The organism is Mesorhizobium sp. M0514 (assembly GCF_040321145.1).
Classification (GTDB): Bacteria; Pseudomonadota; Alphaproteobacteria; order Rhizobiales; family Rhizobiaceae; genus Mesorhizobium.
Window position 1 is genome coordinate 23,580 of record NZ_JAMYQZ010000033.1, and the last position, 11,975, is coordinate 35,554.

An 11,975-nucleotide genomic window follows, 5' to 3' on the forward strand; every position below is an offset into this window, starting at 1 on the left:
CTTTCCGGTGCCCGGCTAGCCGTCAGCTATGTGCTGATCCAGATCTCCGCTGTGTTGGCGCTAATTGGTACCGCTCGGGGGCGCGTGGCCGGCAGCAGGGAGGTCGGCTTGGATTGCGTCCATTCGGTCATGGTGTTCCCTGCAAGGCATCGCAGCGCCGCGCGACCCTAAGCCTTCTTCTTCCGCTTGCGTGATCCCGCCCGCATTGCAATTTCGCCGCCACGAACCGTTTCGTACTGGTCGGAGTCGACAATCGATTTGTCGAAGGTGATGCCGGTCATTTCGGAGATTTCGGTTAGCGGGTACATGGCGCCGATGAATTCGTCGGAGACGGCAAACTCCAGCTCCGTGTCCGACAGATCCTGTTCGAGGACGAAGCCATAGCTGGCGAGCCCGTCTGTGACGCGCGCCACGATCACCTTCCAGAAACGGCGCGGCACCGGCGCGCGAAGACTTGTTCCCTTGGGGCCTTTGCCGGCAAAGGTTCGGTCGTCATCGGCGAGCACCGGGCCAGCGAAGACACACAGCCGTTCGCTCGCCGCCTCCGACAGGACGTGGTTCTCAAGATCGCCCCAGTTCTTCTCGCCCCTGTCGGAGCGGTTGTAGCCTTCGACCTGGGGCGAGCAGTTGGTGACATGGAAGGAACAGACATTGCCCCTGAGCAGCAACTCGAAGGTGCTGCCCCAGGCCACGTCATCGCGCCTGACGATATGGCCCTTGTCGAAGGCGCCCTGATCCTGGGTGTAGAAGACGTCGGGGATCTGATACTTGTCGTCGAGCCGCAGATCCGGGAACCAGCGCTCGCTGAACAGGCCGCCGCGCGAATAGTTGCGGCCCTTTTCCGGCTCGCGCAGATTGCTCTCCTCGGTGACGTTGGAGGCGGTGAACAGCGCCAGCCGCCGCTTGGCGTGCATCTTGAGCGAAAAATTCTGGTAGTCGAGTTGCGTGCCGCCGGCCTTGAGCGGCGCCAGCACGGAGAGGTCGGTGGCCTCAGGCATCGGCACAACGACCGGCGCGAGTTTAGTGCCGCCAGAGAGAAATTTCTCGTCGTAGCCCTTATAGCCGGCATAGTCCGCGACCGTTTTGGGAACGAATGCGCCGCCTGGAGGGGTCGACTTGGCCGCTTCGAGCTCGACCGATTCCGTGACCGCTTCATGGGCAGGCGTTGCGCCGAGCGAGACGGTGATGCGCAACGGCACTTCGAAGGTGACGCTGCCGCCCGGCGAAACGACGACGCCTCCGGATGGAGGCGTCTGGGTGGCGACGCCCGGGATCTGCTGGACGCCGCCGACTTCAACCAGGTTTACGCCCTCGGCCGGCGACCCGCTGTCCGCCTTGTTCCACCATGCGCCCCAATCGTTTGGGCCGCCGCTGGCGGCGCCGGCGAAATTGAGGCCGAGGTCGACGACACGCTGGTCCTTGGCCAGCGCGCCGGTCGGCACGGCGTAGTTACGCTCGAGATAGCGGCCGGCGAAATGCAGCGCCACGACCTCGCCGGTGGCGAGGTTGATCATGGCGGTACCGGAGTTGCCGCCAGTGGTCGAGCAATCATGTGTCGCCGCGCTGACGATCTTGCCGAAACTCTCCGTATCGAAGCCGCCCTGCAGTATGCCCGGTTGCAGGCGCTTGACCTGGAAACGATTGCGCATGAGCTCGTTCTGGACATCGACCGCGTTGCGATTGTCGAACGCGGGATAGCCGATGGCGACGACTTCCTGGCGCAGCATATCGCGCGCGTCGGCGACCGCGAGCGACAGCGGCGTGATGTTGTCGGGCAGGCCTTCGACTTCTAGGATCGCCATGTCCCAATAGGGATGGATCATCCGGACATTGCGGATCTTGAAGACGTTTCCCGCCGCCGAATCGCGCTTGAAGTCGATGCCGGCGGCGCGGCCGTTGATGAATTGCAGATTGCAGTCGCCAAGGCCGTCCGCAAATATCTGCGCCACATGACGATTGGTCATCAACAGGTTGCGGCCGACGACGAAGCCCGTGCCGCCGTAAGGGATATTGGTGTTCCACAACAGTTCGATACGCCCGATCGCCGGCAGGGCGGCTTCGATGCGCTGCTTCAATGCGGCCTCGCTGGTAAGCTTCGTCCACAGCGAATGGCCAGGTGTCGGAGCGCCGTCGAAAGTCAGCGTCGTAAAGGTGCCATCCTTGATGTCATAGACCGGCCGCAACTCCGGGATGATTATGGCTTCCAGATCGGAAAGCTGCTCGGGCGCGACTTCGGCGCCCCGCGCGAGGCTCTCCATGCCAGCGCGCGCCGATTCAAACGCCGCCTCCGTCTTGCCGGCTTCCGCAGGCGCAAGGGATTCCAGAGCGCCGCCTGCCATCGTCTCCACGTTGCCGAGGACCGATTCAGTCCCCTCGCCCCCGGTGACGAGATCGAGATATTGACGGATTCGCTGCTCTCTGCTGACCGGCATAGTCGCCCCCAAAGGTTCTGTCGAAGTAAATAACTGTATTGCCCCATTTTAGACTGGTGCATTTCTGATTGGCAGGCAAGGAAACAAATCAACTCGCGTCGAAGATGACCGGAGTGCAACGTCGGCATGTCTTTGCCGCAGTCGCTCGCGCGATGTATGACGCTCGCATTATTTCAGCGATGCCGTATGTGATCTCCGTCACAGACGCTCACGCTGTTTGCGCCCACCTATCGCAACGGGTGGAAGGGCCATTGCGGCCGCTCGGTTTTACAGAAATTTTATCACCTATCCATTTTTATCAGTTGGCGCCTGCACGCGCGGCTCCTCTCGCCGCGCGTGCAGGCGGCTTTCCGCCCGGCACGAGCCAGGCACTGGGCGCGACCACTGCGCCAAGCCTTTACAAGGCGTAATCGCAAGGGATGAACGCCGGCCTTTGACGCGGTGCACTCTTGCCTTAGACTTCGGCCCTTAAACTTCGCCGATTGCGGCAATTGGGAATTTGGAACATGGCTTTTGGCGGCCCAAACGACAGAAACGATCTGCCGCGCCTGGCACGCATCGATCCAAAGCTGTTCGATATCCTGTTCAGCGGCTGCAAGGTCGAGCGCTACGCCGCCGGCCAGCATCTGTTCGTCCAGGAAGATGCCGCCGACCGGATCTACGGGGTGATGAGCGGCACGGTGGAAATCTCGATCTATTCGCCTGGCGGGCAGAAGCTGGTGGCCAATATCGAGCTGTCGCGCAGCCTCGTCGGCGAGATCGGCGCGCTTGACGGGCGGCCACGCACCGCCACCGCCATCTGCCTGACCGCTTGCGAGCTGGTTTCGCTCAGCAGGACACAACTCTTTGATCGCATTGAGAGAAATCCACCGCTGGCACGCGCGATGATCGAACTTCTGTGCGCCCGGCTGCGCTGGGTCAGCGGCGAACTCGGCGACCAGGCCTTCTTCGGCATCGAGGCGAGGCTCGCCAAACGCCTGGTCTTCCTGGCCAAGGTGATGGCCGACAGCGCCGGCTGGATCCCGATCTCGCAATCGGAACTCGGAGAGTTCCTCGGCGCCACGCGCGAGTCCGTCAACAAGACGCTCAACGACTGGCGCAACCGCTCGTTCATTGCCATCAAACGCGGCGGCCTGCGCATCACCGACACCGGGGCGCTGCGCCATATCGCCGAATCGCAGGACGACGACTGACGCCGATCCCGAATAGCCCCGGCTAAGACTCAGAGCCGCGAAATCAGGTAGCGCAGCGCCGAGCGGCTGGGCATGAAGAAGTATCCACCACCCTTGGTGGTGACGAATTGCGGCATGTCACGGAGCATCGTGACCTTTTCCCATGACGGAATGGTGAACCTGCCATCACCGCTGCGCGAACCAATGGTCGGGTCCTTTTCAGCGACGAGGCCCTGGAACGTGGCCGACGAAACCCAGGTCTGCTGAATGAATTCGTACTGGCGCTCTATGTCGGCGTTGAGGCACATGAACAGCAGCCCTTTTTCGACCTTGCCATTCTTGCCGTCCTGCTTCTCATAGGTACGGCCGACCCGCAGGATACGATGGCGCTTGCCGATATTGATCTGCGTATCGCGGTCCTCACCCAGCGAGTCGCGTGGGTTGGAACGGCGAATGTGGGCACCAAGCGGGCAGCGATGGCCTTGCGGATCCTCGGCGCCAGCGGCGAAGTTGTTGTCGATGACGCGTCCCGGATGATCGGGGTTGCGCACCAGCGAGCTACCGTTCTGCCAGCGGCCGAGCATCTTGGCGGCAATCCAGTCTTGCGTGATGGCTTGGTTGCCGAGTTGGCTCGCGACCAAGGCTGCAGCCTTTTTGCAGTAGTTGTTGAAGACGTCGACGTGCTGCTCGAACTGGCGAATAACCAGGAATGAACCGTTGCGCCCGAAATCGCGCGGCGGTGGCGGCAGGCCCGGAATCAGCCGGCTACGGCGCACCTGCGAAAGGATTCCAGTCCGATCGCGTGATGCGCTTACCGAGGGCGAGGCTGGATAGAACCCATGCTCATCACGATAGCCGAACAGGAACTCGCCGGGCGCGACCAGATGCATGGGCGCGGCGCCCCTGCTGGCGCGGGTCGTGCCCCGGACAATCGGCTGCGAAATCCCGTCCGCGAAACCGAAATGCTCGTAGGCTGGCCCACGTTCCGACCGATCGTCACGCTTTGCCCCGTCGGACGATTTCGTCTTCGTGTCGGTCGGACCCCGGTTTACGGCGAGCGGCAGTTCGGCGACGACCTTCATGCCTGCACCGGTCGTCTTTCGTCTCACGGTGGCAATCTCGGTCTTCAACCGTCCCGGGTCTTCAGCATAGCAGACGATGACCAGGTCCACAGGGTTCTCCAGCGACCCCCACTCCCATTCGTCCGGGCCGTCGCGGCCTCGGTCGTCCAGTATGCGCCCACGCTCGGGGTTGCCCATGCCATGGCGAAAGGCGATCGGAAATGTTTCCAGTGGATCGCCCTCCACACCCTCGTCGAGCCCGAACTGCCGCAGGCCACCGGGACCAAAGGCGACTATCATAGCGCGCCCGGCGGGCCTGCCTTCGCCGAAACTCGTCTGCTCGACAACGAAATCGAGCCAGGCTCTGCGCTTGGGCGCCGGCAACTTGTCCGGCACCCGGATCGCAAGCATATGCGAATAAGCGAGCGGGCCGAGCGGGCCGAAGAAGATGGACTGGATCTCGCCGGTTTCCAGCTGCTGTTCGAGAGGCGCCGGAAAGGCAGAGCTGATATTGGCCAGCAGCGAAGTGGTCTTTTGAACGGTGGTTGTTTCGCTCGCCGGGCGCCGTAGCGAACCGAACAAGCTCAGCCAGTCGCGCGCCTCGTTGCCGACGGCGGAAGCAATGCCGCGCCTGACCCGGGAATTGATCCGGATGCGCTCTGTGTTGATTTGGGGATAGGCGGAGTACCAGAACAGGGTCGGCACCTGCTGGCGCCGCGCCCAGCGCTTGAAACGATCGCCGTCGCGCGCGCCGTCCAGGAACAGCCATCGTGTGCGTGGATAGCCCACGGTGTTGCTCCACACGCCGGTCAGGCCAGCGGACGCCTTGGCGATGAAGTCCTCAAGATAGCTTTCCCAGCTGCCGCCGTAGTTGGAGAAGAACATCAATCGGTTGGAGGCGGGCAGCAGTATCCAGCGGGCGAAATGGATGGTGTTGATTGTGTTGAGGAAGCCTGGCTTGAATACCTTCTGGGCAGCTATCGAGATCAGGTAGAAGGAAAACCTGAGCGCCAGCCGCCGCAGAATGCCGGCCTTCATCGTCGAAATCGCAGTCAGATGGTTTTGTGCCGCGTGGCCCTCCTTGACGAGTATCGCGTTCAATTCAGATATGCCGATCGATGTGCTTTCCGGCCGATCCCTGTCCTCGCGGCGTCGCAGCGCCAGCAAGCACGAAAACGCCAGCAGCGCCGCTGCCACCAACACTCCAAGTCCCGACAACAGAAGTGAGGTGATTGCTACGGCTATGGCGGTGAAGGAGATTTCCTGGGAACTGATGTCGATAGATCTGCCGAACACCACACCGTAGGTCATGTACCAGCAAGCAGCCCAGATGATCGCCACCGTGACGAAGACCGGCGGCACCAGCAACGTCGTCATCAGGGCACGGCCCCAATGACCCGGCGGCTTTTCGAGCAGGCTTTCGGCCGGCTCGAACGCCCAGGCAAACGTCCCTAATGACTGGACACGCTGGCGAACTTCAGCGAGCACGGCAGGAGCGTTGCCGGCGCCTTTGCGTGGCCGCTCGACGATGTCGCGCACGGCTTCGAAAAGCTGCTGCTCGGCCTTGATACGCTGGACCGAGTGCCCCGGCGTGCCCGAAAACACCAGTCCGGCATTGCTGCCGAAGGACGGCGATATGTCGACATTGTGCTTGCGCAGGAAATCGTTCAATGCGCCGCCATCGCGCAGATCGCAGACATCCTTGAAGATCGGCCGCAGCCGGTGCCCGATGGCGTGCGTGACCGCATCGATGACATCGTCGATGCTGCCGTCACCGGAAATCTCGAGAACCAGAGCTCCTTTTTCCCGACCGGAATCAGCGCCGATCTCGCCGGTGCCGACCACGGTCAGGCTGGTGAAGTGGACGGTGCCGGCAATGTCGAGCGCGGTGCGGATATCTTCGACGGCCGGGTTGCCGAGGCTGGCAACCTTGTCGCGGACAGCATCCAGCGACGCGGATCGGGTGACCGGGCAGACCACCGTCACCATGGACTGCGTTACGGTGCGGCAGAGTTCTGCCCGTTCGAAATCGACCTTGAGGGTTTCGGGATAGGCGCCGACGCGGGTCATCCGCCCGGCCTTGCCGGGCATGCGGCGCACGCCCTGCTTCTGGAACAGGGCGCGCAGGCTTTCGCCGATCTGGATCCTGGCGATCTCGGCGCCGATGCACTGATGAATGCCGTGGCCGAACACCATGTAGTCGCGATGCGGGCGCGATGTGTCGAACTGGTCCGGGTTCTGCACGGCGTCCGCATCGAACATCGCCGACAGCGTCGCCGGCATCACCACCGTGCCGGCTTTCACCAGGCGCTCGCGGCGCGTGCCCTTGCCGATGATCGCGTCGCGGGCCGTGTAGCGCCAGGGGCCGACCCAGATCGGCTTGAAGCGCATGGCTTCAAGGACGGCCCTGTCGAGCTTGGCGGTATCGTTTTCGGCCAATGCGGCATCGATAGCCTGCCGTGCGTCGGGCCGCGACAGGATCACGTCGAGGCAATTGCCGGCGGCCAGCACATTGGTCGGGACGAAGCCGGCGATCATGCCCAGCATGATCGAATTGAGGTCATCCCGCGACAGGCGGCCCTGATCCATCTGGACAACCAGCCTCGCCAGCGGTTGCTCGGCCTTCAAGCCCCGGTCCCTAGCCGACTGGATGGAGCGATCGATGACTTTGAGAAGACGGTCGCCCGCCACCACTGCGAGTTCGCGCATGACGGGGCTCGCCGTCGGGTCCGAAAAGAACAGCGCACTCAGCGCGATCGCCCAGTCGGCGAATTCGGATTCATCGTCCATCTCGACGCCGAAATAATCGCGGCAGATGTGCACCGGGACGATCTTCATCAACCTGGAGATCGCATCGAAGCCGGGGCTGGCGCGCGTCATGATCTCTTGCGAATGACGCGCCGCGATCGGCCTGACGGCGGCTTCGACCTCGGCCGGCGGGAATGCACTCAGCACCGACGATTTCATGCGCCGGTAGTCGGCGCCGTCCTGCATGCCGAGGATGAAGTTCGATCCGCGGGCAAGCTCGGTCATTTCCGGGCCGTATGGGGTCTGGAATTCGTCGCCGCGCTCCAATATGTCGCGGACATCGGCGTTCTTGGTGACCACCAGAACACCGAAGAGCTTGCCGGTCGGGCGGATACGCCGCAACAGGGAAAGCGCCCAGCGGGGGTCTTCGGCCAGAGACCCGACGATGCGCGCAATCAGCCCTGTCTTGCGGATCCGGCCGAGATCGAACGGCGGCATTTCCGACAGCGGGCGCTGGTTTTTCTGGGCCACGCGAATAGCGTCGAAATACTTCAGTTCGGTCATGCGCGTTCAAGCCCCCCGGCTATCCACGTTATTGCGATGCCGGCCGTTCAACGCCTAGGTTTGCATCGGTTGCACGTATGTGAATCTTTTCACAGTTGGTCCATGTTCCAGCCAGCATTGACGCCATGTTCATTTGGCCAGTCGGAAATTGGCGACGAGGATCTCGTTCGCGGCCTTGTCGGTGAATGGTATCCAGCGCACACGCTGTTCTGAAAAATCGGGATGCCGGGTGGTGAAAATGGTCATCTCGCGCCGCGCCTGTTCCGGCCGGCCGCTTCGCATCAGCGCGCCGATCTTCAGGAACCTGGAATAAAAATAGCCGGGAGACAGGTTGAGCGAGCGATCGGCAGCAGCGATCGCCGCAGGCCAGTTCTCGACCAGACAATAGGCCGCCGTCAGTTCCCCCAGATTGTGGAAGCGGTAGAGGTCGAACGGGCTCAATCGCTCGGTATCGAGAAAGAACGGTATCGCTGACGCGGCATTGCCGAGCAGCAGCTGGGCGCTGCCCATGGCCGAGCGCGCGAAGGCAAAGCTCGGATTGATGTGGATCGCTTCCTCGAGATGGTCGACGGCCGACCGCGGTTCGCCGCGCATGATGTCGACGGCGCCGAGATGGGCGTGCGGGCGCGCATCCAGGCTGTCCACCAGCAACGCCTTGCGGGCAAACTGCTCGACCTTGTTCAAATCGTCGCTGTCGCCGAAACGCAGCCATGCCCGCCAGAAATACCACCACGCCAGTTCGTTGAGCACGGCGCTCGAGTTGGCGTCCTCGCGGTAGGCCTTCTGGAAGAACTCGAGTGCTGTTTCGGTGTCGCCGCGGGTGCGCCGGTTCATGTGCCAGCGGCCCCGTCGCACCAGTTGCCAGGTCTCCAGGCTTTCCCAGGGAACCTGGAAGGTGCGTGCCTGTTCCGCCCGGTCGACCTCCTTGTCGAGGATCGAAACGATCTCAGCGCCGATCTGGTCGCGCAGGTTGAAGATGTCGACCAGATCGCGATCGAAGCGCTGCGACCACACCAGCCGCCCGTTGGACGCGTCGGCCAGCGAGGTGTTGAGGCGGATCTGGCCACCATTGCGCATCAGCGTGCCGCTGACGATGTAGCGCGCGCCGAGCGCGTTGCCGATCACGCGCGTGCCCAGCGTGTCGTCGCGGAACTGGAAGCTGGAGCCCTTGGCGATGACCGAGAGCCATCTGGTGTTGGATAGACCATAGATGATGTCCTCGGCGATGCCGTCGGCCATGTAGCCGATGTCATGCTCGCCGCCATCGGCGTGGAAGGGCAGGACGGCGATCGCCGGCGGCCCCTTGGACGACAGCTTCTGCTGCGCATTGGCCTGGGGAATGGCCGCGAACGACGCCGCCGGCGAGGATCCGTTGCCGCTGCGGCCGGCGATCAGAACGCGCACCGGCAAGGCGATGTTCTTCAGCATGAATTCGCCGAGATCGGTGAATTCGGCCGCCGTCTTGTCCTTCACATGGTGCCAGGTCGTCTCCGAAACGGCGAGACCGTTGCCCGGCGCGAATTCCTGGATTCTCGCCGCGATGTTGACGTCGTCGCCGTAGAGGCGGCCACCACGCACGATGACGTCGCCGGTGTTGATGCCGGCGCGAAACGGCATGCGCATATCGTCGGCAACCTCGGCGTTGAGGGCGACGATGCGGCCCTGGAAATCAAAGGCCGCGCGCAACGCCTCGATCGGATTGCCGAACTCGGCCATGATGCTGTCGCCGGCGTCGCCGAACGTGCGGCCGCCAAATGTGCCACAGCTGTCGGCGATGATGTCGCGCCGTTCCTCGAATGCCGCGACTGCAGACTCGTCGTCGATGCCCATCAGCCGCGAGAACCCGACGGCATCGATAGAAATGATTGTCGCCAGCTGACGGGTGTAGTTCCGTACAGCCATGTTCGAGCCCCCGCTCCCTTTCTGGTTCTGGTCCAGCACAGGCGACGACCCGTTCCTGAAACACTTCGCCGCGCGCTGAGAGATGAAGATTCCGGCGGGGTTGGCGCGCCATGCCACCCCGCCAGGACCAGAAGTCTAGCAGGGTCTTTGGCAAAGCTCTACCACCATCGGGTTGTCCAGCGCGGGCCGTGGCAGCACTCATGGTTGGCCGGCGGTTGGCTCAAATATGGGCGTGCCGTCGCTCTGAGCGCGGCGATCCAGGGCTTCACGGAAGCTGCGCGATGTCAGCTCTCGGAACAAACTGTGCTGCCTGCGAGTTTCCGGTGCGGTTCATACCAACGTGAAATGAGGGTAATCATGCGAAATCTTGTTCTGGCGACCGGTGTCGTCGTTCTTCTGGCCGGCTCGACGGCCTTTGCCGCGGATGACAGCCCACTGCCGCCGACGAATGCCCAGAAACTGTCGGCAATCATCGCCAAGGTCGAGCAGCGCGACGGCTTTCGCTATGTGAAGGAGGTCGACTGGGACAAGGATGGGTACACCGTCACCTATTACACCGCCGACAAGGCGAAAGTCGAAATCACCTTCGATCCCGTGACCGCCGAACCGAAATAGCGCCGATACCGCACCGCTTCGGCAATTCCGTCCGCCACGTTTTTTGCCTACGATGGTGGCAGTTGTCGGACAACGTTGCGACCATGCTTTCTTCCAATCGAATTGCCAACTCGCTTGCGCTTGTCGTCGCACTGGCTGGCGCGGCGGTCTGCCTTGGTCCAGCGCGTGCCGACGGGCCGTCCTTCGATTGCCGCAAAGCCAGCCTGCCGGTGGAAAAGGCGATCTGTGCCGACCCGCAACTGTCGGCAATTGATGCCTTGGTGGCCGAGGCCTTTACGGGTTTCGAGCCAGCCTTTGGCGGCGACAAGCGCAAGATCGCCCGTGCGCTCATCGCCGACAGGAACGCCTGTGGGCAGGATGCTGCCTGCATCGTCAGCGCCCAGAACAACGCGCTGCAGACCTACGGCAATGCGCCGTCCTGGGTGCAGGACTACAACATCGCCCTGATCGGCAAGAAGGCGCTCGACACCGCGGCCCGCCATCCGGGCAGCCCCGACCATCGCCTGCCCTCGTCGATCGGCCAATGCGCCTTGACCCACATCACCGCGCTGACGACGCGGCTCGGCGACGACCCGCTGGAAACCGCCGGCCCTGAAGCCGGCAGCCTGGCGCGGTTCAGCAATGGCGGCGCCGGGGTTTCCTACGAGCGGGAGCCTGGCCTTGCCAGTTCGAAAGCCGGCGATCCTGTCGTCATGTGCCTGATATCGATCCCGAGGGATTGTCCGCAGGGCGACGAGCGCGGGCGGGTCTATTACGGCGTGGACCTCACGATAAAAGGCACATGGGTTTTGCCGGATTCGCAACATCTATGCGGCGGCGCCTGAAGATTTGCCGCAAAGCACTGCTGGATGCACTCTTGCGCCGATCCGCCTTTGATGGCTGAGTGCGCGTAACAGTTGCAGGGCACGGGGGTGCATGGCCATGGTTAAGCATGTTTTGAAGCGCATCCTGATGATGCTTGCCGGCTATTTCGTTTCGGTGCTGATCGGATTGTTCGCGGTCGTGGCGATATATTGCGCACTCGCCGTATTGCCCAACGCGCCGGACTATTTCGGCGCCATGCAATTTTCGCCCATTGTCGTGCTGCTGTGGCCGCCGCTCGGCATGGTCGTCTATTTCCTGACGATCGTGCTGACCGGCCTGCAGACGCTGATCTTCGCGCTGCTCGCCGAATTCTTTGCCCTGCGCAATTTCCTGGTGCACATGCTGTTTGGCGCCGCTGCCGCTGCAGCCGGCTTCTTCCTGGTCTGGCCGGCCGCGGAAGAGGATGCCGGACGCTGGGCCGATATCGGCATCATCGCCGCCGCCGGCCTCGTAGCCGGCCTGGTCTATTGGCTGATCGCGGGCCGCGACGCCGGCTTCCGGCGTCCGCTCATCCAGCGCTGATCGCAGGAAACGGGCGACCGTCTATCGGCCAAAAATCTAATAAAACCAGAGAGACAAAGTGAGTTCCTCGTTTCGTTGAACGAGGAACTCCGCTG

General features: G+C 62.7%; 8 protein-coding genes. 5 read left to right on the top strand and 3 right to left on the bottom strand.

Annotated features, from left to right (window positions below; genetic code table 11):
• Nucleotides 1–167: 167 nt before the first annotated feature.
• Nucleotides 168–2,432 (bottom strand): DNA/RNA non-specific endonuclease, encoded by a 2,265-nt coding sequence (locus NKI61_RS15690; protein ID WP_352840003.1) that lies wholly within the window; start codon nucleotides 2,430–2,432, stop codon nucleotides 168–170.
• Between the two features lie 68 nt (nucleotides 2,433–2,500).
• Here NKI61_RS15690 and NKI61_RS15695 point away from each other — a divergent pair, with 68 nt between their 5' ends.
• Both NKI61_RS15695 and NKI61_RS15700 read left to right on the top strand, forming a co-directional pair.
• The gene (locus NKI61_RS15695; RefSeq protein WP_156936196.1) at nucleotides 2,501–2,842 is read left to right on the top strand and encodes a hypothetical protein; all 342 of its coding nucleotides are present in this window, start codon (nucleotides 2,501–2,503) and stop codon (nucleotides 2,840–2,842) included.
• A 96-nt stretch (nucleotides 2,843–2,938) separates the two neighbouring features.
• Nucleotides 2,939–3,625: a Crp/Fnr family transcriptional regulator gene (locus NKI61_RS15700; RefSeq protein ID WP_023668987.1), complete on the top strand. Its 687-nt coding sequence runs from the start codon at nucleotides 2,939–2,941 to the stop codon at nucleotides 3,623–3,625.
• A 29-nt stretch (nucleotides 3,626–3,654) separates the two neighbouring features.
• On the opposite strand, the gene NKI61_RS15705 is transcribed toward NKI61_RS15700, so the two are convergent.
• Nucleotides 3,655–7,977, bottom strand: coding sequence for a cytochrome P450 (locus tag NKI61_RS15705; RefSeq protein ID WP_352840004.1), 4,323 nt, complete (start codon nucleotides 7,975–7,977; stop codon nucleotides 3,655–3,657).
• Between the two features lie 129 nt (nucleotides 7,978–8,106).
• Nucleotides 8,107–9,879, bottom strand: a complete 1,773-nt coding sequence (locus tag NKI61_RS15710; RefSeq protein WP_352538312.1) for an adenylate/guanylate cyclase domain-containing protein — start codon at nucleotides 9,877–9,879, stop codon at nucleotides 8,107–8,109.
• A 357-nt stretch (nucleotides 9,880–10,236) separates the two neighbouring features.
• Between NKI61_RS15710 and NKI61_RS15715 the strand changes: the two genes are divergently transcribed.
• From NKI61_RS15715 to NKI61_RS15725, 3 genes are all read left to right on the top strand, one after another.
• On the top strand, nucleotides 10,237–10,494 hold the full coding sequence (locus NKI61_RS15715; RefSeq protein ID WP_023668990.1) for a PepSY domain-containing protein: 258 nt from the start codon (nucleotides 10,237–10,239) through the stop codon (nucleotides 10,492–10,494).
• A gap of 83 nt (nucleotides 10,495–10,577) precedes the next feature.
• Nucleotides 10,578–11,318, top strand: a complete 741-nt coding sequence (locus NKI61_RS15720) for a lysozyme inhibitor LprI family protein (RefSeq protein WP_352638291.1) — start codon at nucleotides 10,578–10,580, stop codon at nucleotides 11,316–11,318.
• A gap of 91 nt (nucleotides 11,319–11,409) precedes the next feature.
• Nucleotides 11,410–11,880, top strand: a complete 471-nt coding sequence (locus NKI61_RS15725; protein WP_023668992.1) for a hypothetical protein — start codon at nucleotides 11,410–11,412, stop codon at nucleotides 11,878–11,880.
• Nucleotides 11,881–11,975: the final 95 nt, after the last annotated feature.

Coding starts and splice junctions, on each gene's coding strand:
- NKI61_RS15690 (WP_352840003.1), bottom strand. CDS start 2,432: ATGCCGGTCAGCAGAGAGCAGCGAATCCGTCAATATCTCGATCTCGTC.
- NKI61_RS15725 (WP_023668992.1), top strand. CDS start 11,410: ATGGCCATGGTTAAGCATGTTTTGAAGCGCATCCTGATGATGCTTGCC.
- NKI61_RS15700 (WP_023668987.1), top strand. CDS start 2,939: ATGGCTTTTGGCGGCCCAAACGACAGAAACGATCTGCCGCGCCTGGCA.
- NKI61_RS15710 (WP_352538312.1), bottom strand. CDS start 9,879: ATGGCTGTACGGAACTACACCCGTCAGCTGGCGACAATCATTTCTATC.
- NKI61_RS15715 (WP_023668990.1), top strand. CDS start 10,237: ATGCGAAATCTTGTTCTGGCGACCGGTGTCGTCGTTCTTCTGGCCGGC.
- NKI61_RS15720 (WP_352638291.1), top strand. CDS start 10,578: ATGCTTTCTTCCAATCGAATTGCCAACTCGCTTGCGCTTGTCGTCGCA.
- NKI61_RS15705 (WP_352840004.1), bottom strand. CDS start 7,977: ATGACCGAACTGAAGTATTTCGACGCTATTCGCGTGGCCCAGAAAAAC.